Origin of the sequence: Trebonia kvetii (assembly GCF_007827045.1) — a bacterium.
Lineage (GTDB): Bacteria > Actinomycetota > Actinomycetes > Streptosporangiales > Streptosporangiaceae > Trebonia > Trebonia kvetii.
Window position 1 is genome coordinate 123,453 of record NZ_RPFW01000004.1, and the last position, 26,966, is coordinate 150,418.

The window sequence follows — 26,966 nt, forward strand, 5'->3', positions numbered from 1 at the left end:
CCGTTCAGCAGAGCACGGTTCAGCAGAATCGTGGCAGGTGGTGGGCGAGCTGTGCGCGCCAGGACGGCCAGTCGTGCGGCACGTCGAAGCCCCACAGGTCGAGCTCGTGCCTGATGCCCTTGCCGGCGAGCAGCCCGGCGAACTGCTTGGTGCTTGGCAGCGATCTCGTGGTGTCTTCCCACTGGCCCTGGCCGCACACCAGCAGCAGGCTGACCCGGCCGCGCAGCCAGTCGAGGTGGTCGCCGTGCAGGTTGGCGACGTAGTCAAGTGGGCTGTTGAAGTACGCCTCGCTGCCGCGCTCGCCCCAGCCGTTCCAGGACGCGGGGTCGTAGTTGCCGGAGAAGCACATCGCAAGCGGGAAGAGGTCGGCCCGCTTGAGCGCGAAGTTGGCGGCGTGGAAGGCGCCAATGCTGCAGCCCAGGGTTGCCACCTCGACCGCGCCGCCGCAGTCCCGGTGTATCCACGGCACGACCTCGTTGAGTATCCATGACTCGTAGCGGCCGTGCTGACGCGCGCGTTCTTCCAGCGGGATGTTCTGGTTAGACCAGGAGGCGGCGTCGTAACTGTCGACGCAGTAAAGCTTCACCCGGCCCTCATCGATCAGGGTCGACACGGCCCCGACCATGCCGTTGTTCTCGAAGTCCCAGGCTCTGCCGCGCTCGGCGGGGAACACAAGCACCGCGCGCCCCCAGTGGCCGTACCGGATGACGGTGCCCGCGGCGCCGAGGTCGTTCGACCACAGCTCGGTCACCTCCCGGCTCATGAGGACACCTCGCAGGCGCCCGGAGTCCGCATTCGCGGACGCGCTGTACTTACGGATTCGCTCGCAAGCTCGCTCATTTGCTCACCCGGCCGAGCAGTTCGGTGAGCCAGGGGTCGAACGCGTCACGCCAGGCGGTGTAGTTGTGCATGTCGGGCACCTCGTGCAGGGTCGCCGGGTAACCCCTGGCGGTCAGGGTCTTGGTCATCAGCCGGTTGTTCTCGATGTTCTCCTCGATCGCGCCGCAGGTAAAGACCGCGGGCACAGTCCGGGACGGCAGCCCGCGTTCGTGCACGCCGGTGACGAACCTGACGATCCGGCGGTAGTAGTGGAACCGCTGCTCCTGCGAGTCGAAGCGCGGCAGGAAGAAGCTGCCCGACTGCAGGAACAGCGCGTCGAACGCGTCCGGGTAGCGGCAGTGCGCGTGCAGCAGCGACAGCGCGCCGAGGCTGGCGCCCATCCCCATCCGCACGCTCGTCGCCACCTGGCCGGTGATCGCGGGCAGCACGGTCGTGCACAGCGCCCCGGTGTAGCGCATGTTGGCGGAATACCAGCGGTCCCTCGGCCCCGGGCTGAGCAGCGCGGCCCGCAGCCGGGGCAGCCAGTGCCCGGCGACTCCCGCGGACAGGTAGCGGGTAAGGCTCGCGAGCCTGTCGTACTCCGGCCCGTCGTGCGCCACGAGCAGCGGCAGCAGCTCGTCGTGCCGCGCCCCGTCGGGAGACCAGAGCCGGACGGCGACCGCCGCGTCGAGCGCCGCGACCGGCACGTCGAAGTCGGTCACGGTTCCCGGCCCGGCCTCGACGCTCAGCCAGCCCGGCGGCGTGTAACCGGGGAACTCAAGGACGCTCTTCGGCCCGAACGCGCCCGCCACCTGCCGCGGGTTCCCCGGATCGAGCACGGTTTCCACTCCACCGTTCGGATGCCGCAGTTCAAACAGGTACTCCATCCGGTTCACCGGCGGCCGGTCGATGACCAAGAGCCATCCATCGCCGCCGCGGTGGAAGCCGAGCAGGTCGCCGGGGATGCGCACGTCCTGCACGAGGCGCACGCCCGTTAGCCGGTGCTCCGGATCCGCCAGCCGGAAGGTCACCGTTTGCCCGCTCATCCGGCTCACATGTCGTTGGTTCCCCCTGCCGCCACCGCCGATTCCCGGACTCACTTGAATCCGTCGCGGTCAAGTCGCGTGCACCGTCTCCGGTCGGCTGCGCAGCCGATCTACGCCGCCCGTGCTGGCGGTTCGGCGCTCTCGGCTACGGAACCGCACGGGTCGCCGCCTCATGGCGTCACTTTTCAGCAGGCGGTATCCCGTAGCGGAACATCCGCTTTAGCTTGACAAAGAGCACACTATTGATAACCAGGAGAATGGTGAATGAACCAACAATCGCGACAGTGAGTGCTGTACCTACTCGGATTAGTATTTTCGGCATCGTGACTCGGTCCTTCTGATCCGCATGGTCGTGAAGCTTCCGCATAAGCTAGTGAGGTGCTGCTACCAGGGCACGCACACGAGCTCGCTGTATAGATCGTCTATCTGCCTGGCTTCCAAGCTCGTGCTGTAGTACATCTTGGGCCACGAATGCAGCCTGAATGCCAAACGCGGCCGGCGTCCAATGATCCGCAGCTCGGCTAGGGTTCCCACCAACCCGTGACGGACTAGCAGGTAGCGCGTAAGCGGAACTATTGACCGGCGGAACAAGCCGGGATTGCTGACATGAAGAATTACCGCGACTATCGGGATATTCTTGAACCGCATCTCCCGGTAGATCACATAGCAGCAGTTCTCGCCTCGGATTAGCACGAGATGGCGCGCTGCGAGTGCTTGTGCGTGGTCCCGGTAGAGCTCAAGCTCAGGCCCGGACAGTCTGCGTCCGATCACTTCCGGGTCGGCGCTGATCCTCGTCAGGCCGGGGACGCCGGGCCATGGCAGGTTGGGAATCAGTGTCGCGGACGTGTCAAGGAAACGGAATTTGAACCGGGAATGAATCGACAACACCTTCTCGCCCGGTGAGAGGCCGGTGAAGTGATAACCGTCCTGCATCAGCAGTTCCCGGTAGAGACGCATACTGTGAAACCGGAATTCAGGCAGCACGCACCAGGCACCCAGGTTACAGAACCGTTCGGTTTTACCGGCGATCAGGCGCTCCGAGTAGAAGGCCAGATGGACACCGACGACGCGCTGGCCGTCCCTGAGCATGAATCCGTGGTTGGGTGCGTCCACCTCCCATGGGCGCGCCGAGCACACTCGGGCCCAAGGCACCCGGTCATCGAAGTTGGCGTGCAGGAAGTCTGTTGCCGCGGGGACATCGGTATCCGTGATCGGCAGGAGTTCAACGGTCATTTCAACCATCCCTTAGCGCGTGAGCTTTCAGGGTCGATTTCTCAACGTACGCTGCGAACGTGCCGATTGTCTCGAACGCGTCAGTCGCGATATCGTCACTTTCCACTTTGAATCCGAACGTCTCCTCGGTCGCGGCAAGCAGTTCCACAGCCGCCATGGAGTCCAGTTCTGGGAGGCTGCCTAGCAGCCTGGTTGAATCATTCATCGAGTCAACGCGGTCCGCGATGCCAAGTACCTCGCCAATCAGTGCCTTGACCTGGTTAACTGCTGATGCGGTTGTCTCCATGCGGATAGCTCCTCCTTGCGAAACGAGGGTTAGCAGTGGTGATGAACCGTCACTCTGCCAGTTCCTTGCGCAGCAATTTACGGTCGAATTTGCCGTTCGGTGAACGGGGGATCTCCAGCCTGACCTCAACGTGCTGTGGCAGCATGTAGCGCGGAAGTGCCTGTCTCATTCGTGCCAGCAGGCAATCAACATCTATCCGAGTGCCGATGGCCGGGCTAACGACCAGCACGACATGCTGGCCGAGTTTCGGGTCCGCTACACCGAGAGCGACGGCATCACGTACTAGCCGGGTGTCGTACGCCGCCTCCTCGACCTCGGTCGGGCTCACCCGATACCCGGACGTCTTGATCATTTCGTCGTTACGGCCGACGAAGTAGAAGAATCCGTACTCATCCCGCACTACGGTGTCGCCTGACCAAACTGCCATCTCGCCGGTGCACAGACCAGATGCGCGCGCCGGAAGGGGACGGAACCGCTGGGCGGTACGTTCTGGGTCGTTCCAGTACCCCAAGGCCACGAGCGCTCCACGGTGGACCAGCTCACCTTCTTCGCCGGGGTCGCAGACTGAACCGTCCGCGCGAACGGCGAGGATTTCGGCGTTAGGGATCGCCTTGCCTATGGAGCCGGGACGCCTGCCTACCTCTGCTGGGTCGAGATAGGTAGAGCGGAACGCTTCGGTCAGCCCGTACATCAGGAACGGGGTTGCCGCGGGGAACAACGAACGCAGCTTGTCCAGGGTCGCTTTCGGCATCCTGCCCCCGGTGTTGGCGAAATACCGTAGATGCCGGGTGGCCTCACGGGGCCAGTCTTCGTCGGCGATCTGGATCCATAGCGGCGGCACACCCGTTATTCCGGTTACGCGATGCCGGGCGCACAGCCTTACGACGTCCGCGGGCAGCACATAGTTCAGGAGCACGACGTGGGCTCCGACGCTGAACGCGGTGGTGAGCTGGCTGAGCCCGGCGTCGAAGCTGAACGGCAGCCCCGCCAGGATCACGTCCTGAGGTGTGTTGCCAAGGTAGTGGCTGACACTCTCGGCACCGGCGATCAGGTTTCGATGACTGAGCACGACTCCCTTAGGTTGTCCAGTGCTGCCAGAGGTGTACAGGATGGCGGCCATGTCGACATCGATGGCATGCGGAGTGTATACGTCACCCTCTGCAGGAATCGGCCAAGGGTTTACCGTGTATCGCTCGCCCGGCTCGGGGGAAGAAGCCGGGCTCGCCAGCACGACATTTTCGACAGACTTGCACTCTTGTAGTTCCTCGCGAAGCAGAGCAAGCCGCTCTGCAGATGTCACCAGAACCCGTGCACTGCAGTCTCGCAAGATGTAACCAACCTGCTTTGGGCGGAGCACCGGGTTGACAGGCACAAAGACGCTATCTGCGGCAGAGATTCCGAATAGCGCGGTCACCGTCTCTATACGCTTGTCGAGATAAACAGCAACCCGATCGCTGCGGCGGACTCCCAGGCGGTTTAGCGCAGTGCCGAAGAAAGCCACGTCACGCCAGAGTTCTGCATAGGTCACTGCGACGTTCTGGTGGGTGAGCGCGGGAGCGTGCCCATGTCTCCCGGCCGCTTCCTCCACGAGGTTGTGTATCTGGGTACGCATGGCAGTCAGACAGCCTCACATCGGTAGCCGACCGTACGTATGGCGAGCCTAGGCGGGCGTTGGGGAACCTGCCTCAGCAAACTGGCGTATATGTCCCACGCCGTTTGAGGCCTGTGGTTCGGGTGACTGGTAGCCCACGCCCCGACGCCTGCGCTCAGGGTCCGGCGAGGTCCGGCTGTCCGATTTCTGGTGGTCAGGATCGCTACGGGAATTTTACCGGCAAAGCGAATTACGCACGGAGAGTAAGGAATTGCCGGAAGGTTTCAAGTGATATGACTCACGTCACACTCGCTCACCTGGCCCAGGTCATGTCGCACGTATTTGGTTAAATATGGTCAAAGTAATGTCCGCAAAGCACTGTATGTCCTAATTCGCGAAATTCGTGTGGACTACTAGCGTGGACTGCCAACGATTGCTAGCCTCTCAAGCACTTGTCCGCTGAGGAGTGGTGGCGTATGGACAAGTGCATGTCAAGGCGGAGTCTGGTCGGCCCGCGTCTGCAGATATCTGGTCGGCTCTCCTCTGGAGACACCGGGAGGGCGCCTCGACGGCAGCTTTCGCGCGAGAGCAAGGAAAGCGCGGCCTGAAGCCAGCATGGTACGGGAGATCATGTTTGCGGGCCATATAGCATCCTTAGCTGGATAAATCAAAGGAATCCCGGACGGGAGGGAACCGCAGGTGCGACTTGTCCTTTGTGATAGCAACCGCATTTTTTCCGAGGCTCTCGCATCGATGCTGCACGCACGCGGCCATCAGGTACTGGCTATCACCACGAGCGCGAGGGAGGGTATCGCAGCGGTAGTTGCGAACCGGCCGGACGCATGCCTGCTCGACCTGCGTTTCTCGGACGGCAACGGTCTTGATGTTGCCCGGGCGATGCGACGCTCTTTTCCGGAGACGAAGATCGTGGTCTTTTCCTGCATGTCTGAACCCTCGGTGATGTCGGAAGCTAAAGAGATCGGCGTGGCGGGATTCCTCCGCAAGGATCAGAAGCCAGAAGCGATCACGGGCGCCCTTGAGGTGATCAGCGTCGGAAGGATGGCCTTCGACCTGGGCTCATCGAGTCGGCCAAGTCGGCGAACTATGCCGTCGCCGACGGACGAGATAATGCGGAATCTCACGCCACGTGAAAGGCAGGTGCTGCAACGGATCGTGGCGGGTCAGAGTACCGGGCAAATGGCTCGTGAAATGAACGTCGCGATGAGTACTCTGCGCAGCCACATAGGGCGCGTTCTGAACAAACTTGGCGCCCAGAGCCAGGTTCAGGCCGCTGCTATCGCCAGCCGTGGATCGGGCAGCAATGGTTTCAGACATGGTTCAGGGCCACTCAGCCGTGTCACTGCAGGAAGGTAAAAGAACGATGGCGACCCATGTCCTCGTCGCGGACCAGGAACGCGCTTTCGCAGACGTGTTGGCGGCGCGGATCGACGAGGAAGATGACATAGACGTAACTGGTGCCGTACGGGTACCAGCACCAGGCCCATCGCTGCTGACCGGAGAATGCGCCGACGTCATGCTGCTTGACGGCGATCTGCCGGACGACGTCGCGACCCGCCTGTGCGAGGAAGTCTCCAGCGGCGATAAGCCCATCCGGGTGATCATGCTCAGCTTTTCCTCAGAACCTGAGCGGATCGTTAAGGCATTGCGAGCCAGAGCAATCGCCTGGGTGCGCAAGGATGAATCACTGGAACACCTCCTGCATGTGATCCGCGGCGTTGCCCGGGGTGAGTGCTGGCTGCCCCTGGGCGAAATGGCCAATGTTCTGCAACTGCTCATATGGGGCCAAGACCGGAATAACAAGAACAAACTCCTGCTCAACAAGCTCACGGAACGCGAACGTGCGGTGCTGGCTTGCCTAGCCCAGGGTGCTGCGCATCGTGACGCTGTGGCGAAGCAGCTCCATCTCTCGGTGCATACCGTCCGCACCCACATGTGCAATCTGATGGGCAAGCTTGGCGTCCATTCGATGCTGGAAGCAGTCGCCCTCACCAGGGAAGACCCAGCCTGGCTCGACGAAGACGGCCACGCATCGTTCTGACCAGCGGCCGGTCATCCTGCCGCGCGTCCAGGCGCCAGGCGTGCGCAACTTCCACCAGACGACGTAGGACAAAGACGCCAACTGATGGAAGCCATCCCAATTTCCATGACCTTAAACTCGTAATATCCAGTCACCGGCCAACGACTAAACCGCGCTTCTCCACATGGAGAGGCTGGCTGAAGCGCTTCTAGGCGAGGATCGCAAGTTTTCTGTATTCGGCGCGGCTTGTTCACTGTGCCGAGAGAACAGCGGGGACCGTCTGTGAATGCATATCGAATACGACCGCGGCAGGAAACGGGCTTCGCAAGGGCGCGGCCAGCCGGCCAGGGCCATGCTGTCGCGAAGAGAGCGCGCCAATCGCGTGTGCTAGCTGTGACCACCTCTGGATCGCAGCCAGAGATCCCTGAGGCGCTGCGACGTCCTTCATGTCACCTTGAGGTCCTGATACCGAGCCTCAATGAAGCCGGACGGCTGCCGCAGACGCTGACTCGCGCGATCGAATACCTTGAAGCGCAAACGTATTCATCATCCCTTGTGGTGGTCGATAACGGCAGCATTGACCAGACCGTTGATCTCGTTAGCAAGGCGCGATCCCACCACGTGCCGGTCAGCGTCATCGGCTGCACCCAGCGGGGGAAAGGCGCCGCGGTGCGACGCGGTATTCACACCTCACGCGCACGATTCGTCGGCTACATGGACGCCGATCTGGCGACGCCCATCGAGACGCTCGACATCGTCGTGCCTCTGCTCGAAACCGGTTCCCAAGCTGTAGTGGGCTCCCGCAGGGTCGACGGCGCGATCCTTGCTGAGCGGCAGCCCTTCCTCCGGGCCGCCAGCGGGGCGGCATTCCGGATGCTGGCGAACCTGATATTGCGGGAGATCGCAGACACCCAGTGCGGGTTCAAGTTCTTTGCCGGAGATCTCGTTCGTACCGTCGCACCTCAGCTCAGCATCGACGGTTTCGCGTTCGACATCGAACTGCTCTGGGCGGTCGCCCAGCGCGGCGTCCGCATCATCGAGGTACCAGTGAAGTGGTCAGACAGGGAAGGCTCAACATTGCGTATGAGAAGCGACGGCTGGCGCGCTGTAGTGGACCTATTTCGCCTAGCGCGTCCCACGTTTTCCTAATGTCAGCGCTTCAGCAGTTCGCAGGCCGCCGGATTCTGTTTCTGAACTGGCGGGACCTAGCCAATCCCGCGGCGGGCGGAGCGGAGACATATGCCGAGCAGATCGCCCGCCGGTTCGCAGCTGTCGGCGCGAAAGTAACCATGTTCACATCCGAGTTCGAGGACGCGCCGTCACATGACTGGGCGAACCATTACCTCGTCGTGCGCGATGGAGGCCGTTTCGGGGTGTACCTGAAGGCAGCGCGCCACTTGCGGCGGTATGGCGGCAGGTACGACGCGGTCGTCGACTTTCAGAACGGCATCCCGTTCTTCGCCCCATTCTGGGCTCCTGGCGGCACCGCCATCGTCTGCGTGGTCCACCACGTGCATCAGGAACAGTTCGATATGTACTTCAGGTGGCCGCTCAACCGTCTCGGGCGTTTCCTGGAAGGCCCGGCCACGCGCCGCGTGTACGGCGAACGCCCGGTCGTCGCGGTCTCTCCCTCGACCCGTATCGCGATCCGCCGCCAGCTTCGTCTTAGAGGGCCGATCTATGTCGTTCCCAACGGCCTTGAGCCGTTGCCGCCGAGTCGCGTACCGAGGTCACCGGCCCCCTCCATCGCGGTCGTGACTAGGCTGGTCCCCCATAAGCGCCTGGACCTGCTGGTGGGGGCGGTGCCGTCTCTTCTGCGCCGCATGCCAGACCTCCGCGTGACTATCGGCGGCACTGGGCCGATGCGCGATGCCCTGCTGGCGCAGGTACGCGAACTCGGCCTAGAGACGGTCATCACCCTGCCCGGACGCGTGTCCGATCAAGCCAAGAGCGATCTGCTTGCCAGCGCGTGGCTGACCGCCGTCCCATCGGTCGCTGAGGGCTGGGGACTCACCGTCCTGGAAGCAAACATGTTCGGCACCCCAGCGGTGGCTTACGACGTTCCTGGGCTGCGGGATTCGATCCGCGACCGCCAGACTGGGTGGCTAGTACCGCCTAGCGCGGACCTGGCCAGCGTGCTGGCGAGCGCGCTTGCTGAACTCGCCGACCCGACCCGGCGTTCGTGCCTTGCGGAGGAGTGCCGCCGGTGGGCGGGCATGTTCTCCTGGGACTCTAGCGCGGAAAGGCTCGCCAGCGTCCTGCTGTCGGAGATTATGCATCGGGAGCTGAGATGGCCGATGCAGCGTGCCGTGGACCTGACCACGGTGGCCTCTTGGCCGCCCGACCAAGTGGACGACGACCTGGAGCGGCGTCTGCGGAAGGGCCTTCGGGTTACCGACACGATAACTAGGCGGCCGGACGGCGGGCTAAGCGTGCTGCTAGTCGGATGCGATGAGGTCGACGCGGTCACGACGTTGCGCCGGGCGGGCGTATCGCCGGGCCGGCTGCACCTGGCCACCAGTCCCGTCGTTCTCTGCGGTAGTGATTGGGTCGATCACTGATGACTGGTGACGTTCCCGATGAGGAATTGGCTGCTGCCCATGGCGCACGGTGGACCACCATCGCGACGGCAATCGTGGGGCTGCTGAACTACGGGTACGCACTGATGCAAACGCGGCTGCTGAATGTGACCACTTATTCTATCTTCGCTGCTGGCCAGGCCCTGATCATATGGGCGACGGCGATTTCGAACGTAACCGTCCCATGGCTGCTTGTCCAGGGCATGGTCCGTGCCCGCTCCGATGCTGAGCAGGAGACCGCGGTCCGGTTCGGGATGCTCGCAAGCGCTGCGAGCGGGGCCGTGGCGGCCTGTGTGGTAGGCATTGTCGCCTCCCAGTTCGGAGGCTCACTGATGGCACTCGTCGTTGCCCTGAGCACCCTCATCATCTTCCTGGGCACTGTCACCACCGGCTGGCTGCAGAGCCGGCAGAGCATGCGTTCTTTGTCCCTCCTCTACATCGGGGAAAACGTCCTGAAGAACCTTGCCGGGCTCTTCCTGGTGATCGTCGGCCTGCGGGAGGTCGGCGCGCTTGCCGCGTTCGGGATCGGCGGCATCGTCATGCTGGTGCGGTGGCCAACCCTGCCCCGTGCTGCGGGGCGGCTGTGGCTGGCCGCTGCGGCGAACCGCGGACTGTGGCATCGCGCACTCCGCATCGCGGCGGTGCAGGGGATGGTTTCCCTGCTCACCGTCGTCGACGTGGTTTTGGTTGCCTTGCTGCCCGTCAGTCATGCGTCGGCGGCGAGTTACCAGGTCAGCGCCACGCTGTCCCGGGTGCCGCTGTTTATAGCCGGGGGGGTGGTGACGGCGTTCTTCCCGTCGCTGTCGCACCCGGCAGCCAGAGGCGCAATCGCCGCCCGGGCGCTACAGATGTATATGACGGTGGCGGTGCCAGTCACCGTTGTCGTGGCCACTATGCCTGTCGCCGTTGTTGGGGCCGTGTTCCCGCCCCAGTACGGCGCGATGGCGAGTTTCCTGAGATTCACCGCCATGGGCGGGCTGGCCATTGGCGGCGTGGCGCTTGTGACGGCTTTCTTCCAAGCCAAGGACGATTATTCGTGCATCCCGTGGCTCGGCGCAGGCCTGGCAGGCTACGTGGCGGTACTGCTGGCCGGATGGCGGATCGGCGGCATCATGGGTTTGGCCATCGGTATGGCGCTCGGCGCTGTTGCTACCGTCGCCCTCCTTGGTTATCGCCTCGTGCGCCGCGAGGGCCGCGGGATCTTCGCGCGGATTTCCGTGACCGAACCCATCGCGACGGCCGGAGCGCTGATCCTGCTCCGGCCGCATCCGGTCCCGTGGATTGTGGTGGCGACGCTCACGGGACTACGCGCGTGCATGCGGTTCCTGCGCCCCGCCGGGCTTCGCCCGCAGATCTCCACGACAAGGGCGCGTCCGCCGGGCGTCGGGCGCATCGTCATCTCGAGCTTCGACAGCCCTGGTAATCCGCACTACGGAGGCGGAGGCGCTGCGGTTGTCGAGACGATCGCCCGTTGGCTGGCCGCGGACTATGAGGTCACGGTCGTGACCGTTGCTAACCGTGGCGGGGTGGTAGTGCGGGACGGAATACGCTACCGGCAATTGCCTTTCGGCTGGGCGGGGCCGCGTGGCGGTCAACTGCTGTTCCATGCATCGCTTCCCGTCCTGGCCCGGCGGACACCACATGACGTGTGGATCGAGAGTTTCACACCACCCTTCTCGACCAGCTTCCTGCCGTTCTTTTCCGGATCGCCGATCGTGGGATTCGCCCAGAGCCTGTCGGGCAAGCAGATGTGGCAGCGATACCGGCTGCCATTCTTCCTCATCGAGCGGTTTGGCCTCCGGTTCTACCGCGACGTTGTAGTGCTTAACCCGGCCGATCATGCGCTGGTACTCCGCTGCAACCCGGAGGCAACGGTCCAGACCATACCGAACTGCATCGAAGTTCCGCACCTGCCGGAGGAGCGGCTAGGCCAGGGGGAGCACATCCTGTTTCTCGGCCGGATCGAAGTCAGGCAGAAGGGGCTGGACCTGCTGCTGGCAGCGTACGAGCGGAGCGGGCTGGCCATGCCGCTCATCATCGCGGGCGCCGGCACCCGGCACGAGGAGTCCAGGCTGGCTGCTCTTCTGCAGGCCGCACCCGGTGATGTCCACTGGGTCGGCCATGTCACCGGCCGGCGCAAGCAGCGACTGCTGGAGGACAGCGCTTTCGTGGTGCTGCCGTCGCGGCACGAGGCATTCGGCCTGGCGGCGCTGGAAGGCATGGCCTGGGGGAAGCCGGTTCTGCATTTCGACCTGCCTACTTTGCGCTGGATAGACGGCGACGTGTGCGTCCCGTCCTTCGATGCCGACGCCCTCGCCGCCGGGATGCGCACTCTGGCGCGGGACGAGGACATACGGCGCCGCTTGGGCCAGGCGGCCCGCGCGGCCGCACGCGACCATGGGCAGGCGGAGACGGCGGCTCGCTACCGGACGCTTGTGCGACAACTGCTTGACCCTGGTGGTGGAGGTTGGTATGCCAGTGAACTTGCTGACTGAGCGAGCCCGGCAAGGCTCACCGCTCATCGTGCTATCCCCGCATCTGGACGACGCGGTGCTCTCGTGCGGTGAGTTGATCATCCGTGCCGCTGAACGCACCGAAGTGACCGTCGCAACGCTGTTCACGGAGGCCGGGCCGCCGCCGTACACGCTCTCGGCGCGGAGTTACCTGCGCCAGGTTGGGGCACCGGATGCCGAGACGCTCTACAGGCAGCGCCGTTCGGAGGACGGGGCCGCGCTGGAATCGGTCGGGGTCGCCTCGGTGCTGCACGCCGGACTGGTCGAGGCGCTGTATCGCCGACGGGCGGTTACGGGCGTTCGTCGGCGATGGGCTCGCCTGCTGCCCGAATTGGACCACGTATACCCGGTGTACCGGCTGCAGGTGGAGTCCGGGCACCTCGCGCCGTCCGACAGCCGGACGCTGCGGGACGCGTGCCGGTTTGTACAGGGACTGGCGGACCACCGATCGGCGCTGGTGCTGGCACCGCTCGGTGTCGGCGGTCATGTTGATCACGTGCTGGCCCGCACCGCGGCGGAGCACAGCGGGGCGCCCATCGTCTACTACAGCGATTTCCCCTACAACCTGCGTCAGCAAGCCGATAGGAGCTTCATCGCCCGCAGCGGGCTCATCGAGGCCGGGGCTACGCAGCCCACGGAGGCGAAGGCCGCGCTGATTCGTGCCTACCGGACACAGGCACGCGCGCTGTTCCCCGGCGATCGCATCCCGCTCGCTCCCGAGGTCTTCTTCTGTCCGGCAAGCATGGCTACCCCGAGCGGAGGAACAGGTGACAGCGACTAACGTCAGAGACGTTACGGCGCGGATCTATCTGAAGGGCGTTCCAGCCCGAGCTACCGGGGTCTCAGCGGCGGCCATCGGCGTCCTTACCGTCCTGATAAGGCTGGCCATGCGCCGCTCGTTCGATCTGTTCGGCGATGAGGTCATCTACGTCGACTTGGGCCGCAGCGTCTTCTCCGGAGGGTTCCCCCAGTACCGCGGGTTCAAATTCTTCCTGCACGGGCCGGCCTTCTTCTACCTCGAGACCGGCTGGGCACACATCCTGGGCACCCAGCACGCCCTGATGAGCTGGATCTACCAGATGCGCGTGCTCAACGCACTGCTGGCCGCGGTAACGGCGATGGTCATCGTCCTGCTGGCAGCCCGGGCTGATTCCTTGCGCCCAGCTGTTGTTGCCGGCCTGCTCTTCGCCTTTGAGCCATTCTGCATCCGGCAAAATGGCCGGGTCATGCTGGAGACCTCAATGATGATGTGGGTGCTACTGGGTTACCTGGTGTTCATCCCGCTCATCGAGAATCCGTCATCACCTCGCGGCCGACTCCGCGCGGTAGCCGCCGGCTTGCTGTTCGGCTTGGCCGCTCTCACTAAAGACGAGGGTGCTCTGCTCACAGTGATTCCGCTGGCCGCCGCCGCCGCGCTTCGCTGGGGCCCTCGCCGCACCCTGACTCTTCTCACCATCGGGACCACGGTCGCCACCTACGCCATGTATGTGGCCCTGATCGCCGCGAACGGATACGCCAGCGCATTCTGGCTGGACAAGACAACAGGCGTCCGGCGGCTACTTGGACTGATCCAGGTCACTGGCTTCCACAGTTCCAACGGGATCTCCCTCCCGGCTCGCCTTCTCGCGGAGGGGAGCTACTTCTCGACGACATATCTGATCCTGATCTTGGCCGTGCCGGCAACGGTGATCATGATCCGTAGCGGTGGCGCGGCGCTCCGGCTCCTGGGGCTCATGTACTGCGCCGCTGCGCTGGCGCTCGGCTACGCCGTCGTTCTCGGGACCCTCGAGGAACAGGAGCTATATCTGTTGCTGGTGCCGAGCGTGCTGATCATCCCGGTGGCCGCACGGCGACTGCTCTGTACATCGGCGTCCCGGAGACACCGCGGGACGACGCGCCGACGATGGGAGGCAGTCACCGCCGCGGTGGTGCTGGGGCTCGGTCTCAGCGTTAATCTCGCGACCTGCACGCAGTGGCTCTTTCAGCCCGACGACGGTTTCACGCGGCTGCTCTCCTATATGACGGCCCATGTACCGCCTAGTGCGCCCATCACCGATGCGGCGATGGGCTTGAGCGGGGACGTGGGCGCGAACGCGCTGGCCGACTACGGGTATCACGTGGGGTTCTGGGTGACGCCCGCGGCCCGCTCGCGGTATCACGTCCGTTACGTCCTGGTGCCGTGGGCAGAGGTCAGCCAGGGCTATTCGTACCTGTCCCCGTCACAGGTTCGCCGACTTATCCGCCCAGGCAGTCTGTTGTTCTCGTTCCGTGGCCGTACCTACGGTGACCTTGCCCTGTACGCGCTACCGGCACGCTTACCGCTCCGTGCCCTGGCACCTGGCCGTCCCGCTGACAGCATTGCCGGGACCTGGCTGAACACTGACGGTGCCGGCGTCGCACGCCTGATTGTCTTTCAGGATGACGTGGGCAATCGGCCCGATGCCCCCGAACCCACCGATAGCGATGGCAGCGTGCTGGCCACCCTGGGCGAGGCTGTGGATGTTGTTGCCGCTGATCAAGATGTTGCTCACGGCTCCATTGCGGTGATCGTAGTAGCCGGTGCGGATCCCGAAGCGCGAGCCGTAAAAGTTGTTATTCTCAATTTTTATGTCATAGATTGGGAAGTCTCCCAATGCTAGCTGCATTCCATCCGCAGCAGCTCCTCCGTGGACATTGTTGAGAGCGTATAGAATGTCGTGTACGGAGCTTTTTATTGTGTGCGCCACTAGGCCGTCGTCGCCGGACTGTATGACATTATTGATGACCTCGCCGTGGCTGGAATCGAGGATATGGATGCCGTCCAGCTGGTTGTATCGATTGCTATCGGTAACTCGAACGCTACTATTTTCTATGCAGAAGTTCTTGGTGCCCACCATAGTGATTGAGTACGTAAAAGGGTTGCGAACATAGACATGGTTGACGACGACGTTGTTTGAGTTGCGGCCTTCGATGACATAACCGGCTAGTCGCGCAGGTGTATTGCCGTTCAAGGTATCGCCGCTCTGGTCGGCGGTAAGGTCCGCTATTGTCGTATTTGTCGCCCCGCCTGTGGTGACTAGGGGATATCCTCCTGTGGGTGACTCGGTGGCCAGGAACCGCGGTCCCGCCTTGATGACGGTAGCTGGACCCATGCCGGTAAGCTCCACGTTGTTTCTCAGAGTAAGGTGGCCGTTGACCATAAAAGTGCCAGCGCGCAATGTGACAATCCCGCCGCCTAGCCTGCCAGCCGTATTAATTGCGTTCTGGATCGCAGAATAATCGTCTCCGGAACCGTTCGAGCTGACATCGGTGACTGTTACGTGACGGGAAGCGTTTGCGCCGTTTGCGGAACATGCAAAATTGTCACTGTTACCTGGTGCCGTCGTAGACGCCACTCCAAAGCCTATCCCTGCGACAGCTGCTGCGCACGTGAGCACTATCATGCCGATTACAGAGGGTTGTGAGAATATCAGGGAACGGTTTCTCCGCAAATCTTCCCCTTAGGTCTTGCGCCTTTGAGCGGATGAAATGATCACCCGACCCCTACCCCTCGCATGGCGACTCACGCTTACTCGCCTCCCTTACGCTGAGATGCAAGGCCGCAAAGCCAGAGCTGCGGTCATGGAAAGGTCAAGCGCCCAGGCCCGCAGGCCGGTTCCGCTGCAGCATCCCGCCCAGGGGTACCGCACGCCAGCGCAGCCTCACGCCACCGGGCCGAAGGAGTGACGCCCGGGCGTATGGTTGCGGCTTCAGCCATACACCTATAACCCAATACCGGGAACTTAAGGGCAGGCGGGAGACCCGAGCGTGCCCGGCCGGCGCGGTGATTGTGGGCCATCCACGGGAAATGGCCCCGGACGCCGCCCGGACTGTCGCGTTTTATGCTGATTTGCCCCTCGGCTAACTGCGCGAACGCACGCATCAGGGGGGACGCTACTCGTATTGGGCCCGTGCGCTACTCATATTGGGCCGGGGCGGTGGCGGTTGAGCTGGTCGTCGCTCAGGTAGGCCTTGTGAAAAAGGCGCAATACGATGCTGCGGTTAACGACTATTAAGCGCTATCCTGCACTTAGAGCGCGCCGCCTGGGGGTGGCTGGAGAAGCGAGCGTGAAAGATGGGATCTACTGATTCATCTGAGAGATCTACGGATCAAATCAACCGACCTGTCGAACAAGCCCGGCCGGTGACCCAGCCGGTACGGATCCGGGTTTTCACCAATCGCCATGACTGGATGGGTCCGGTCATCGTTCTACTGAGTTGCTGGTACTTCGCAGCTCAGGTGCTCACCGCTTGGGTCTTCCGGCCGGAGTACAGCTTCACCTCCAACGCGATCAGCGACCTCGGCAATACGGCTTGCCTGCCGAATTCCAATATCTGCTCGCCGCTGTATGTCGTGATGGATGCCTCGATTGGCATCCTCGGCCTCGCCATGATCGTGGGGGCGTTTCTGATCTTCAGCGAGTTCAGCTTCTCGGAGCACCAGCGCGAACGTGCTGCCGCGCTTGCCGGATTCGTGTGCATGGCACTGGGCGGCGTCGGCGCCATCCTTGTCGGAGCGGTTCCCGAGAATGTCAATACCGCTCACCTCCACACGGTGGGAACCATCATGGCAATCGGCTTCGGCCAGCTGGCCATTTTGATCCTCGGCCTGGTCCTGATCGAGATCGACAACTGGCTCCGTGAGTTCATGATCGTCACCAGCCTCTTCGTGCTGCTGGCCGGCGTCTCCATCGCGGGCAAGCATCAGTTCGGCTTCGGCGGGGGAGCGCTGGAACGGCTGGCCCAGTACCCGGAGAGCGTGTGGCTGATCCTGTTCGGGTTCTACATCAGCAGAAACCACTCTCACAACAGGCTGATCGGACCGCACTTCACGCTCTCCGCTGAGGGGCGTCCAGCGCCGGACGCCACGTTCGGGTGGGCCCTGGGAGCATCAGCCAGGTCCGTACGGCGGCGGACAACGCAACCGCCGCAGCGGAAGCTTGCGGCTTAATCCGGCTGCGTGCTGGGCAGTCGACCAGACGACCGGTTTCGGCGGGCATGCTCGGAGCGGGTGAGGTCGGGGACGACAGGCCGCCGGGTCACTTCGAGCCGGTAGCCCTTGACGGACCTGAGCGTCCGCTTGAAGTCTGTTCCATCTGACGCGTTACCGTGTCTGGCCTGCGGGAAGGATCGCTGGCAGGTAACCGGGGAGGCCGAAAGCTACCGGGGTTTGCACCGATGAGGGGGAGTCATGTCAGTGATCATGACGATGCAGGTCGAGGGGGATCCGAAGGCGCTGGAGCAGTTCGTCTCGGACAACACGCAGAAGATGGGGAGCATCCTGGAAGCGGCTAAGCGTCATGGACTCATCGCGCACCGCTTCTACGGCTCCGACGACGGCGGCAGCCTGATGGTGCTGGACGAGTGGCCGGACCGGAAGAGCTTTGAGTCCTTCTTCAAAGAGCAGGAGTCCGAGCTCGGGCCGATGTTCGAAGCCGCTCAGGTAACAGCGCAAGTCGAACCGAAGTTCTGGGGCGAGCTTGCGACACAAGACGCCTATGGATGGGGTGCCTGATTACGACCTAGACGCACTGCCCGAGGACAGGAGGCAGTACACCGCTAGAGCGCTCCGTCAGTGCGGACACTGACGGGGCGCTGTCATGTTCCGGCCTCGGTCCTGTCTAGCCTCTCTACGAGAGATTTAGTGAGACGTCCGGCGTATCGACCGATATCCTCTATGTCACAATTGGTCCGATCGCCAGTTCTAATACGGAGGTTCTCACCACGGTGGCGCGCGCGGCAGAACTGACGACGGACCCGCAGTCAGCAGGGGACAATCCCGCGGAGGCAAGTCCGCTCCGCCCCGGGAAGGCAGCCCGCGCCGTCGTCTCCGACGGCCGCGCGGTCCGCGACGCGATTGACGCGGTCCTGGCCGCGCCGGGGGAGGCCCGCGACGTCGCGCGGCAAGCGTATGAGGCGGTTCGCGGCCGGCTTCTCGCTGAGGCGCTTGATGCGATGCCGGTGGACAGCCTGCGCGACCTCATTCAGAAAAGGGTCACGTTCGCACCGCTGATAGACGCGGGCATGGAAACGGTCGGCCAGGTCCTCGCAGCCGGAGCGGGACAGATCGCGCGAATCCCCGGTGTTCGCCGCCGGTCCGCCAAACGGATCGTGTCCGCCGCCATCCAGCAACGAGAGTCGGTCAAGGAAGCCATCCGCGTTCGCATCGACCCGGATGCCCGAACCCCCGAGCAGACCGCGCTCGTCGCGGCGCTGCGCCGGTATGAGCGAGCCAGATCCGCGCTGAAGGGCCCGGACCTGAGTCCGCTGGCGAGCGAGATTGGCAGCCGCCTCGACCCGGCGGCCCGCGCCGCCAGCCGGGCGAGAATGCTCTTCACCTTCTCAGGGCGGAAGAAGGCCGAAGCTCGCGATGCCCTCACCGGGCTCGACGAGATCCTCAACTCCAAGCCGGTCACCACCGCACGCAAGCGGCTGTCGAGGGCAGAAGCCGAGCTGGAGAAGGCCGACAAGGAACAGCGGGCCACCCGGCTGTGGAACGACTACCTCGCCCGCCCCGTCACCTACAACGGCCTGCTGATCGAGGTCGCGGAACTCGACCCGGCCAGGGAAGCCAGCCAGGGTTTCCTCCCCGCCGACATCGCCGAGCAGGTCCGCGTGCTGCCGCTCGACCAGTCACTGCTCAAGACATCGCTGCGCGGCTACCAGGCCTTCGGCGCGAAGTTCGCCCTGGTCCAGGAGCGGGTGATCCTCGGCGACGAGATGGGCCTCGGCAAGACGATGCAGTCGCTCGCCGCGATGTGCCACCTGGCCGCCAAGGGCGCGACGCATTTCCTTGTCGTCTGCCCGGCGAGCGTGGTGATCAACTGGACGCGCGAGGTGGAGCGACACACGCTGCTTGACGTCCGCAGGCTCCATCTTCCAGGTACTAAACGGGTTGTGGCTACGCATGAATGGCTGGCCAAGGGCGGAATAGCGGTCACGACGTTCGAGGCGCTGCGCGCGATGCCGCAGGACATTGACGTGTCGGTGGCGATGCTCGTCGTCGACGAGGCGCACTACGCCAAGAACCCGAACGCGCTGCGCACCCAGGCGGTCAGCGAGTGGGCGGCGCGCAGCAGGCGGGTGCTGTTCCTGACCGGCACGCCGATGGAGAACAAGGTGGCGGAGTTCCGGGTGCTCGTCGGGCACCTTCGCCCGGAGGTCGCCGAGAATCTCGACCTCGGCGATGAGTCGCTTGACGGCACCAAGTTCCGGGAGAAGGTGGCACCGGTCTACTTGCGGCGTAATCAGGAAGACGTGCTCAGCGAGCTGCCGGCCCGGCTGGAGACGCAGGAATGGGTGGCGCTCGACGGAGCGGCGCTGCGCGCGTACCGGAAGGCGGTACTCGACGGCAACTTCATGGGCATGCGCCGGGCCGCGTTCGACCCGGGGACGGCCAAGGGATCGCAGAAGCTCCGGCGGCTGGTGGAGATCGTCGGCGAGGCAGCCGACGGCGGGCGCAAGGTCATCGTGTTCTCGTATTTCCGCGACGTGCTCGAGACGGTGATGGAGGTGCTGAAAGGGCGGGACGGCGTCCAGGACATCCGCGTCATCGGCCCGCTGACCGGGGGCATCTCGCCGGCCGACCGCCAGGCGATGGTGGACGAGCTCACCAGTGCCAAGGGGCCAGCGGTGCTGGTCTCCCAGATCCAGGCGGGCGGCGTGGGCCTGAACATCCAGGCAGCGTCGGTGATCGTCATCGCCGAGCCGCAACTGACCCCGTCGAGCGAGGAGCAGGCGATCGCCCGGGCGCACCGGATGGGCCAGGTGCGCCCGGTGGACGTGCACCGGCTGCTGTGCGAGGACAGCGTCGACCAGCGGGTACTCGAACTGCTCGCGGATAAGCGCGAAGCGTTCGACGAGTACGCGCGCCGGAGCGACATGGCGAACGCGGCGCCGGACGCGGTAGACACCCGCTCGGAGGCCGAACTGCGGCAGGCGATCGTGGCGGCGGAGCGCAAGCGCTTCAAGGCAGCGTGACCCGCCACTGGCAGCTGCTGTGGCCGGGACAGGCACCCCAACCCGTTCGGGATGATAAAGCTCTTATTTCCAGGCGCTGCCGTTCGTATGGGTGCCGTACGTGGTGCCGGGCCGCGACCACGCACTGCCGCCAGTCGAAGGATCAGCGGGGAGGGGTACCCAATCTGGTGCCGTTCCAGTGCAGGATCAGGGTGTCTGCTCCCGACGACCCGACAGCCCAGCCGTCTCGCGCAGACGAGAAGCCGAGGCCGTCAAGCATGTCGTTCGACCCGGGGCTCGGGCTGGCGACGCGAACCCACGCGCTGCCGTTCCATCGCAGGATCAGCGTGGACAGGCCGGTTGACCCGGCTGCCCAGGCGGTGCCGCCCGGTGCGAAGGAGATGGCGTTGAGCAACGCGTTGGACGGGGCCTTGACCGGTACCTTCTTCCAGGTCGACCCGGCTAGCTTCAGGCTGACCGGTACCTGGGGTCCGCCATTGGGGAACTCGTAGCCGACCGTGAACGCCGCCCCGCGCGGGCCGGCCGCGATGCCGCCGAGGATGTAGGTGTCCTGGACCGGCGTGATCGAGAACTCCCATGTCCAGGTGCGGCCGTTCCAGTGAGCGAACTTGAATTGCTGCTCGGTGGCGCCGATCGCCCAGGCAGAGTGCGTCCCGGTGATCGCGACGCCGGTGACTTCAAGGACGAGCGGCACGGGGACCCGCGACCACGACGTGCCAGACAGGCGCAGGGCCAGCGGGTGCGGCCAGTTATGGCCGTTCGGGATGCCGCCCACCGCCCAGCCGCCGGTCGCCGTGGTCGTCACCGCGTCGAGGAAGCCGGGGATGAGTGCCGGACGCGTCACCGCTTTCCATGCGCTGCCGTTCCAGTGCAGGAGCAGCGTGTGCTCGGTTGCCAGAATCGGGCTGCCCGTGTACCCCGCGGCCCACGCGTCCTTGGCATTGACGACCGTGACGGCGTTGAGTTCGCCAGCACCGGTGAGAACCCCCGGGCTGGTGACACGCGACCACTTCTTCCCGTTCCAGTGCAGCATGAGCACCTTCGGCGACCCGGTCGATCCCGTGTGGCCCACTGCCCAGGCGTTGCTTGCCGAGGCAGCCGCGACGCCTGTTAGCCGTCCGGGAACGCTGTAATAGGCGGCGGCCGGGCGCACGACCGAGGCGGTCTTCGTCGGCGGGACTGCCTTCGTCGGCGGGACTGCGGTCGTCAGCGACACTGTCGTCGCGGCGGGGCCTGCTACTCCCGCCCGCGCGGGGCCGGCCGCCAGCCCGGCCAGCGTGAGGCAAATGCCGGATGTCGCGACCGCAATCCGGGCAAGTGAAAAAGCGCGCACTGTGCTCCCCTTCCCTGTGGCGCGGCCGGACTCAGGCCCAGGCCTTGCCGTTCCAGTGCAGGATCACGCTCTTGGTCGATCCTGAGGTCGAGGCGGTGCTGCCGGCCGCCCATCCGTAATTCGAAGCGGAGAACGCCAGCCCGTTGAGTTGTTCACTAGCTCCAGGGCTGGTGACGCGCGTCCAGGCCTTGCCATTCCAGCGCATGATCAGCGTGTGCAGGCGGCTGCCCGAGGGATAGCTTCCCGCCGCCCACGCGGTGCCGCCCGGTGCGAACGCGACACCGTTGAGGCCGGAAGAGGTCGGCGCGCTGACGCTCACCTGCCGCCAGGCCTTCCCGTTCCACCTCGCGCTGATCGCTGGCCCGAGGGGAAAGTCGTTGTCGGTACCGACAACGAACGCGGTCCCGCCGGGCCCCGCAGCGATGGCGTAGAACGGGCGATAGGCCCCCTGCACCGGGTCCTTGGCCCACGACCATGCGCTGCCGTTCCATTTCGCCAGGGCACCGGTGATCATCGCGAGCGGGCCGCCGATCGCCCATGCGCTGTTAGTCCCGGTGCTGGCCACTCCGTTCAGGTAGGCGCCCTTTCCTAGCTTGGTGGCGAGCCGCGACCATTTCGTGCCGTTCCAGCGGAAGACCAGCGGTGTGCCCGCGCAGCACAACGGGGCGTTGGGGTCGGTGTTGACGTAGCCGACCGCCCAGCCGCGCTTCGCCGTCGCCGTCACGGCTGCGAGGCTTCCCCCCGTCACGGGGGCGGGGCTGGTCACCTGGCTCCACGCCGTGCCGTTCCAGTGCAGGAGCAGCGAGTGGTTCTTCCCCGTCCCGATCAGCCCGGTGGAGCCCACGGCTCATGCGCTCTTCGCGGAAACGACCGTGATGGCGTTGAGCTGTCCGGCCGCGGTCAGCACGCGCGGCCCGGTGACGCGCGACCACGTCTTCCCGTTCCAGTGCAGCATGAGGATCTTCGGGGCGGAGCTCTTGCCCGCGTAACCGACGGCCCAGGCGTTGCTGTTCGAGACCGCAGCCGCCCCGGTGAGGCCTCCGGCAGTGCTATAACCAGTCGCGGCGGGCGGGACCGCCACCCGCGGAACGCCCGCCGCCGGATAGGCCGGCGTGGCGAGGACACTGGATACGCCGATTGAGATGGCCGCCGCCGCGACCGCGATAAGGGCACGCCGAGAAACGCGCAACAGACTGTCCTCCCATCAAGGCGACCGTGATCGCCTAGCCCTCCCCAGGACAATTCAGAAGATAGACCATAAAAGAGTGCGGGTATAGTGCCCGATTATTCGCACGGCCCGGCATTTCGAGCGGTGACAAGAAGCGTGCTCGCGGATGCTTGCTATTTGGCACAAGCCGGGACGCTGCTCGAGCTCAGGCGACGTTGAGTGTCATAGTGGGTTCGTTCGGCATTCCGACCTCTTCGATCAGAAGTCAATGCCAGGCTTTCCCGTTCCAGGTAATGATCAGCGAGGTACCGAGCTGCTGCGGCGTTCCGACCGCCAAGGCGTGCCCGGCGGAAGTGGCCGCCACCGCGTCGAGCAGGCCCTCTTGAAGCGGGCTGTTCACTGGCCGCCAGCGTTGCCCGGCCCAGTGCTCGATCACGATGTCGGTAAAGCCGATGTGGTCCTGGTCCAGTCCGACCGCCCAGGCGTTGTTCGCCGAGGTCGCGGTTACCGCGTTGATCGCGCCGTATTTCGGGTCGGGTGCCGGGACCCGCCGCCAGACCCGGCCGTTCCAGTGCGCGATAAGCGTCCGCAGAGTGCTGCCGACCTGAACGGAGCCGACCGCCCACGCGGTCGCCCCGAGCAGCATAGGCGCGATGGCCAGCGAAGTGACCCGCAGGAAAGACAAATTGCGGCGCATGTCGGCACCCTTTCCACCCGCAGCACGGTCCCCCGGCTCCCGCATGCCCGCAATAATCACCTCGGACATTTTCTCACCGATCAGGCGCACGCCCTAGACGCGTCGAGCCTCAGAAGCCAGTTCCGGCAGCGTCTCCGCGAACGTCGTCCAGCCCCGGGATCGTCGCAGTAGTCGATGCTCCACGTGCTCGCTGGCGCATGCTCGGTTTGCGGAGAACGGCACCAGGGCAAAGGAGGTCGTCAGGCGCCAGTCGGGGGAGAATTGACCCGCGTCCACGACACCTGACAGGAGCCGGCAGCCATGACCAGCATCGACGCGGAGCACCGGGCAGGCACCTTCGTGCCGCACGGCTTCGAGGAGCACACCGCCGACCTCGGTGAGATCCGCATGAACTATGTGGTGGCCGGTGACGCCGGCCGGCCGGCGCTCCTGCTGGTGCCCGGGCAGACGGAATCGTGGTGGGGGTATGAGCAGGCACTGCCGCTGCTGGCCGAGCACTTCCAGGCCTACGCGGTCGACCTGCGCGGCCAGGGTCGCTCCTCGTGGACGCCGGGCCGCTACACGCTCGACAACATGGGCAGCGACCTGGTCCGGTTCATCGACCTTGTCATCGGGCGCCCCGCATTGGTCAGCGGCCTGTCCTCGGGCGGCGTGCTCGCTGCGTGGCTGTCGGCGTACGCCAAGCCCGGGCAGGTCCATGGCGCGGTATACGAAGACCCGCCGCTGTTCGCCTCGGAGACCAGGCCCGCTTGCGGCCCGTCCATCCGCCAGGGCATGGGCCCGGTGTTCGCCCTCTGGAGCAAGTGGCTCGGCGACCAGTGGTCGGTCGGCGACTGGGCGGGCGCACTGGGGGCGATGCTCCGCGAGGTACCGCCCGTCCTGCTGGACGGGCTCGCCGCGATGGCAGGCGCCCAGCCGCCGCCATCAGGCGCGGAGCCGCCGCAGAACCTCAAGGAGTACGACCCCGAATGGGCCCGGGCCTTCGTCACCGGCAGCGTGAGCGCCGGATGCGATCACGCGGCCATGCTGGCCAACGTCCGGGTACCGGTCCTGTTCACCCATCACTACCGGCGCATCGACCCCGCCACCGGCCACCTGCTCGGCGCTATCGCCGACCACCAGGCGCAGTACGTGCGGCAACTCGTCGAAGCAGCCGGGCAGCCGTTCACGTACCGCTCGTTTCCCCAGATGCCACACTCGATGCACGGCTCGGACCCCGGACTGTACGCGCGCACCGTCACTGACTGGGCATCAGCCCTGCCCGAACCCCATCACCGATGAGCGGGCCACCGTAGACGCCGACCATCACGTGTCACCGACAGCTCGCCGCAGGTAGGCCTGACCTGCGGCGGTGCATTACCGGCGAATTGCCGATGGCTGAGCCTGGAACAGGCCGGGAAGTGTGCGTCAGGTGGTTGCCTCGGCGTCCGGTTGACACGTTCTGAGGCGGGTGAGCCAGGCGGTGAGCTGGCGGATCTCGGTGGCCTGGCAGCGGAAGCCGATGTAACCGTCGGGGCGCACAGCGATCAGGCCGCGGCCGGGCACGCTAGCGAGGCGGTGAACATCGATGAGCCGACCCGGTGGCAGCGTGCCGGGCCGGTCCGCGTCGCGGTCAAGGAGGATGTGCACACCGGGCCTGGCGAGCAGTTCGTGCAGCCGGATGCTGCGCCCGGCTGAATTCACCAGCTGGTCGGGCAGCCGATCCCCGGCGCGTGGCCCGCCATGACGGCGCGGGGTTCCCTCCACGGACAAGGGACTGTCGCGGTGGCTTACCCGCAGCTGTGAAATCAGCCGGATCCCCTGGGCGACCAGGCGGCGTCGTCCGGTCAGCGCAGGCACGACGGGGGCGGCGAGCGGCGCGAGGCGCTCGCGGATCGCGGACGCGACGGGCCCGGTGCCGGCTTCGGCCCAGAAGGCCAGGTTCGTCATGGCCGCGACCTGGCGCGCCACCGGCCGGCGTTCCAGCTCGTAGGAGTCAAGCAGCGGCCCGCCGGGCGGCCGGGCTACTGCGAACGCGAGCTTCCAGCCGAGGTTGGCCGCGTCCTGGATGGCGGCGTTCATTCCCTGACCGGTCGCCGGGGAGTAGGCATGGGCGGCATCCCCGGCCAGGAAGAGTCGGCCCTGGCGGAATCTGCTGGCCACGCGGAGCTGCACCCCGATGCGCGAGGACCAGGCGAGGCCGGTGATCTGCGCGCCGAAATTCGCCTCGTCCATCAGTGCCTGGAGCTCAGCGGCGGGAACCGGGGGGCCAAGCTGCCCGGGCGGCAGCGGGTCCCCGGCGGCGGGCCGGGTAGCGAGCAGCCGCCAGGGTGCCTGCTCGCCGAGGCGGAACGCGAACAGCAACCCCCGGTGCCCGGCCACGACCCGGACGGCGCCTTCGGCAAGATCACCGTCCAGCTCGGCGTCGGCCAGGATGATCTCAACGGGGTACTGCCGCCCGGGCCAGCCGATGCCCGCCTGGGCTCGCACCGTACTGGCCGGCCCATCGCAGCCGGCCACGAAGCTGAACAGGGCCTGCTCGCTGCCGGCCGGCGAACCCAGGATGGTCCGCACCCACTGGGGCCCGTCGCGAACCTCGGCTAGCTCCGTGCCGCGCTCTACCTGGATCCCGCGGTCGGCCAGGGCCTCGGCAAGCACCTGCTCAACGTCCATCTGCCGGATCAGCGACAGGTGGGGGAATGCGGTGTCTGGCAGGGCGAGGTCAGCCAGCGTGACCCGGACGACACGTGAGCCAAGTTGCAGATCCGCCCTGGGCGCGATGTCCGCCCGGGCAAGCAGCGCTTGCGTTACCCCGAGCGGGCGCAGCACCTCAAGGGTGCGGGGATGCAGGATCAGCGCGCGTGAGGGCCGGACGGCCTCCGGTCTCCGGTCGATGACCCGGACGACGGCACCGTGGTCATGGGCCTGCAAGGCCAGAGCCAGCCCGGCCGGGCCAGCGCCGGTTACCAGGATGTCCGCCCGCTCTTTTACGCGGCTTGGGCCAGGCGCCACCAGGCTGCCTCATCCTCGGCCTTGCCGGCCAGCGTGCCCGGCCTGACAAGCAGCATGTCGCGGTCAAGCCCGGGCAGGACCACGTAGTGGATCGATCCTCGCACCGACACCAGCGCGAGTACCCGCCACAGCGCCCTGGCGTAGTTCTCAGCGCGGCGCGGCCCGTCCCACTCATACACGCCCCGATACCGGCCGCGCTCGTCGTGGGCCAGCCACAGCTTCGAAACGAAGCCGGGAAAGCCGGCGAACAGCGGGGTATTGAGCATGCTTTCCACGCGGAAGGCCGCGTGCCCGCGGCCGCGCACCGCCCGCAGGCGGAACTCCACGATGAGCACGCACGGGTCAAGTGTCGGGCCCCGGTCCACGACGGTCTCCCGGTACACCCGCGCGGAGGTGCCGTCCGTAAAGCGCAGCCGCATCCCCACCCGGCCCCTGGGCAGGTGAAGCCGGCGCTGTCCTAGCAGGCGCACAACGTTCGCGAAACAGCCAGCCAGCGCCTGCAGTGCTGCCGGATAGGCAAGCGGCGGCCGCTCAGCCACCACAGTCCCGCAGCCGGGCGACCGGGTCGAGCCGTCCATTTGCCTCACCTCACGAGCTGATATCCGCGATTCGAACCGGGCGCCCTCGGAACGACTCCACGCGGAGCCGCATGTCAGCGGTTGCCGCGGCAAGAA

22 protein-coding genes and 1 pseudogene are annotated in these 26,966 nt (G+C 65.3%); 11 read left to right on the forward strand and 12 right to left on the reverse strand.

The window, feature by feature from the left end:
* Nucleotides 1–19: 19 nt before the first annotated feature.
* The 5 genes from EAS64_RS20560 to EAS64_RS20580 all read right to left on the reverse strand — a co-directional run bounded on the left by EAS64_RS20560 (nucleotide 20) and on the right by EAS64_RS20580 (nucleotide 4,996).
* The gene (locus EAS64_RS20560; protein ID WP_145855109.1) at nucleotides 20–763 is read right to left on the reverse strand and encodes an esterase family protein; all 744 of its coding nucleotides are present in this window, start codon (nucleotides 761–763) and stop codon (nucleotides 20–22) included.
* Between the two features lie 73 nt (nucleotides 764–836).
* Nucleotides 837–1,865, reverse strand: coding sequence for an alpha/beta hydrolase (locus tag EAS64_RS20565; protein ID WP_145855111.1), 1,029 nt, complete (start codon nucleotides 1,863–1,865; stop codon nucleotides 837–839).
* A 384-nt stretch (nucleotides 1,866–2,249) separates the two neighbouring features.
* Nucleotides 2,250–3,098, reverse strand: a complete 849-nt coding sequence (locus tag EAS64_RS20570) for a hypothetical protein (protein ID WP_222849470.1) — start codon at nucleotides 3,096–3,098, stop codon at nucleotides 2,250–2,252.
* Nucleotide 3,099: 1 nt separating this feature from the next.
* Nucleotides 3,100–3,384: an acyl carrier protein gene (locus EAS64_RS20575; RefSeq protein ID WP_145855114.1), complete on the reverse strand. Its 285-nt coding sequence runs from the start codon at nucleotides 3,382–3,384 to the stop codon at nucleotides 3,100–3,102.
* 49 nt (nucleotides 3,385–3,433) lie between these two features.
* Nucleotides 3,434–4,996 (reverse strand): acyl-CoA ligase (AMP-forming), exosortase A system-associated, encoded by a 1,563-nt coding sequence (locus tag EAS64_RS20580; RefSeq protein ID WP_145855115.1) that lies wholly within the window; start codon nucleotides 4,994–4,996, stop codon nucleotides 3,434–3,436.
* A 678-nt stretch (nucleotides 4,997–5,674) separates the two neighbouring features.
* Between EAS64_RS20580 and EAS64_RS20585 the strand changes: the two genes are divergently transcribed.
* The 7 genes from EAS64_RS20585 to EAS64_RS20615 all read left to right on the forward strand — a co-directional run bounded on the left by EAS64_RS20585 (nucleotide 5,675) and on the right by EAS64_RS20615 (nucleotide 14,744).
* Entirely contained in the window at nucleotides 5,675–6,349 is a 675-nt protein-coding gene (locus EAS64_RS20585) for a LuxR C-terminal-related transcriptional regulator (protein ID WP_145855117.1), read from the forward strand.
* 7 nt (nucleotides 6,350–6,356) lie between these two features.
* Nucleotides 6,357–7,034, forward strand: a complete 678-nt coding sequence (locus EAS64_RS20590; protein ID WP_187366063.1) for a response regulator transcription factor — start codon at nucleotides 6,357–6,359, stop codon at nucleotides 7,032–7,034.
* A 372-nt stretch (nucleotides 7,035–7,406) separates the two neighbouring features.
* Nucleotides 7,407–8,162: a glycosyltransferase gene (locus EAS64_RS20595; RefSeq protein WP_187366064.1), complete on the forward strand. Its 756-nt coding sequence runs from the start codon at nucleotides 7,407–7,409 to the stop codon at nucleotides 8,160–8,162.
* Nucleotides 8,162–9,574, forward strand: a complete 1,413-nt coding sequence (locus tag EAS64_RS20600; protein ID WP_145855123.1) for a glycosyltransferase family 4 protein — start codon at nucleotides 8,162–8,164, stop codon at nucleotides 9,572–9,574. The genes EAS64_RS20595 and EAS64_RS20600 overlap by 1 nt, the downstream gene beginning before the upstream one ends.
* A complete protein-coding gene (locus EAS64_RS20605) occupies nucleotides 9,574–12,087 on the forward strand; it encodes a glycosyltransferase (RefSeq protein WP_145855125.1) in 2,514 nt (837 codons plus the stop codon). Before EAS64_RS20600 ends, EAS64_RS20605 begins: the two co-directional genes overlap by 1 nt.
* A complete protein-coding gene (locus tag EAS64_RS20610; protein WP_187366065.1) occupies nucleotides 12,071–12,886 on the forward strand; it encodes a PIG-L deacetylase family protein in 816 nt (271 codons plus the stop codon). The genes EAS64_RS20605 and EAS64_RS20610 overlap by 17 nt, the downstream gene beginning before the upstream one ends.
* A 298-nt stretch (nucleotides 12,887–13,184) precedes the next feature.
* Nucleotides 13,185–14,744 (forward strand): phospholipid carrier-dependent glycosyltransferase, encoded by a 1,560-nt coding sequence (locus EAS64_RS20615; RefSeq protein ID WP_369333564.1) that lies wholly within the window; start codon nucleotides 13,185–13,187, stop codon nucleotides 14,742–14,744.
* On the opposite strand, the pseudogene EAS64_RS47520 reads toward EAS64_RS20615, so the two are convergent.
* Nucleotides 14,661–15,527 (reverse strand): annotated as a pseudogene (locus EAS64_RS47520) (glycosyl hydrolase family 28 protein); the annotation flags it as partial. The gene EAS64_RS20615 and the pseudogene EAS64_RS47520 overlap by 84 nt on opposite strands.
* Before the next feature lie 740 nt (nucleotides 15,528–16,267).
* Here EAS64_RS47520 and EAS64_RS20625 point away from each other — a divergent pair.
* From EAS64_RS20625 to EAS64_RS20635, 3 genes are all read left to right on the forward strand, one after another.
* Nucleotides 16,268–17,074: a DUF998 domain-containing protein gene (locus EAS64_RS20625; protein ID WP_187366066.1), complete on the forward strand. Its 807-nt coding sequence runs from the start codon at nucleotides 16,268–16,270 to the stop codon at nucleotides 17,072–17,074.
* Nucleotides 17,075–17,314: 240 nt separating this feature from the next.
* Nucleotides 17,315–17,638 carry a hypothetical protein gene (locus EAS64_RS20630; protein WP_145855135.1) on the forward strand — a complete coding sequence of 108 codons (324 nt, stop codon included), beginning with the start codon at nucleotides 17,315–17,317 and terminating at the stop codon, nucleotides 17,636–17,638.
* Nucleotides 17,639–17,850: 212 nt separating this feature from the next.
* Nucleotides 17,851–20,103, forward strand: coding sequence for a DEAD/DEAH box helicase (locus EAS64_RS20635; RefSeq protein WP_145855137.1), 2,253 nt, complete (start codon nucleotides 17,851–17,853; stop codon nucleotides 20,101–20,103).
* 142 nt (nucleotides 20,104–20,245) lie between these two features.
* On the opposite strand, the gene EAS64_RS20640 is transcribed toward EAS64_RS20635, so the two are convergent.
* The 4 genes from EAS64_RS20640 to EAS64_RS20655 all read right to left on the reverse strand — a co-directional run bounded on the left by EAS64_RS20640 (nucleotide 20,246) and on the right by EAS64_RS20655 (nucleotide 23,301).
* A complete protein-coding gene (locus tag EAS64_RS20640; protein ID WP_145855139.1) occupies nucleotides 20,246–21,436 on the reverse strand; it encodes a hypothetical protein in 1,191 nt (396 codons plus the stop codon).
* Nucleotides 21,437–21,467: 31 nt separating this feature from the next.
* A complete protein-coding gene (locus tag EAS64_RS20645; protein ID WP_145855141.1) occupies nucleotides 21,468–22,280 on the reverse strand; it encodes a beta propeller repeat protein in 813 nt (270 codons plus the stop codon).
* 3 nt (nucleotides 22,281–22,283) lie between these two features.
* Nucleotides 22,284–22,625 (reverse strand): hypothetical protein, encoded by a 342-nt coding sequence (locus EAS64_RS20650; protein WP_145855143.1) that lies wholly within the window; start codon nucleotides 22,623–22,625, stop codon nucleotides 22,284–22,286.
* A 244-nt stretch (nucleotides 22,626–22,869) separates the two neighbouring features.
* On the reverse strand, nucleotides 22,870–23,301 hold the full coding sequence (locus EAS64_RS20655) for a hypothetical protein (RefSeq protein ID WP_145855145.1): 432 nt from the start codon (nucleotides 23,299–23,301) through the stop codon (nucleotides 22,870–22,872).
* Nucleotides 23,302–23,601: 300 nt separating this feature from the next.
* Between EAS64_RS20655 and EAS64_RS20660 the strand changes: the two genes are divergently transcribed.
* Nucleotides 23,602–24,582, forward strand: a complete 981-nt coding sequence (locus EAS64_RS20660; protein ID WP_145855147.1) for an alpha/beta hydrolase — start codon at nucleotides 23,602–23,604, stop codon at nucleotides 24,580–24,582.
* A gap of 126 nt (nucleotides 24,583–24,708) precedes the next feature.
* On the opposite strand, the gene EAS64_RS20665 is transcribed toward EAS64_RS20660, so the two are convergent.
* Together EAS64_RS20665 and EAS64_RS20670 are read right to left on the reverse strand one after the other, a co-directional pair.
* Nucleotides 24,709–26,292, reverse strand: a complete 1,584-nt coding sequence (locus EAS64_RS20665) for an FAD-dependent monooxygenase (protein WP_145855149.1) — start codon at nucleotides 26,290–26,292, stop codon at nucleotides 24,709–24,711.
* A complete protein-coding gene (locus EAS64_RS20670; RefSeq protein ID WP_222849472.1) occupies nucleotides 26,268–26,870 on the reverse strand; it encodes a YdhR family protein in 603 nt (200 codons plus the stop codon). Before EAS64_RS20670 ends, EAS64_RS20665 begins: the two co-directional genes overlap by 25 nt.
* Nucleotides 26,871–26,966: the final 96 nt, after the last annotated feature.

Coding starts and splice junctions, on each gene's coding strand:
- EAS64_RS20600 (WP_145855123.1), top strand. CDS start 8,162: ATGTCAGCGCTTCAGCAGTTCGCAGGCCGCCGGATTCTGTTTCTGAAC.
- EAS64_RS20615 (WP_369333564.1), top strand. CDS start 13,185: ATGCGCGTGCTCAACGCACTGCTGGCCGCGGTAACGGCGATGGTCATC.
- EAS64_RS20560 (WP_145855109.1), bottom strand. CDS start 763: ATGAGCCGGGAGGTGACCGAGCTGTGGTCGAACGACCTCGGCGCCGCG.
- EAS64_RS20630 (WP_145855135.1), top strand. CDS start 17,315: ATGTCAGTGATCATGACGATGCAGGTCGAGGGGGATCCGAAGGCGCTG.
- EAS64_RS20570 (WP_222849470.1), bottom strand. CDS start 3,098: ATGACCGTTGAACTCCTGCCGATCACGGATACCGATGTCCCCGCGGCA.
- EAS64_RS20660 (WP_145855147.1), top strand. CDS start 23,602: ATGACCAGCATCGACGCGGAGCACCGGGCAGGCACCTTCGTGCCGCAC.
- EAS64_RS20670 (WP_222849472.1), bottom strand. CDS start 26,870: ATGGACGGCTCGACCCGGTCGCCCGGCTGCGGGACTGTGGTGGCTGAG.
- EAS64_RS20590 (WP_187366063.1), top strand. CDS start 6,357: ATGGCGACCCATGTCCTCGTCGCGGACCAGGAACGCGCTTTCGCAGAC.
- EAS64_RS20580 (WP_145855115.1), bottom strand. CDS start 4,996: ATGCGTACCCAGATACACAACCTCGTGGAGGAAGCGGCCGGGAGACAT.
- EAS64_RS20565 (WP_145855111.1), bottom strand. CDS start 1,865: ATGAGCGGGCAAACGGTGACCTTCCGGCTGGCGGATCCGGAGCACCGG.
- EAS64_RS20605 (WP_145855125.1), top strand. CDS start 9,574: ATGACTGGTGACGTTCCCGATGAGGAATTGGCTGCTGCCCATGGCGCA.
- EAS64_RS20655 (WP_145855145.1), bottom strand. CDS start 23,301: ATGCGCCGCAATTTGTCTTTCCTGCGGGTCACTTCGCTGGCCATCGCG.
- EAS64_RS20575 (WP_145855114.1), bottom strand. CDS start 3,384: ATGGAGACAACCGCATCAGCAGTTAACCAGGTCAAGGCACTGATTGGC.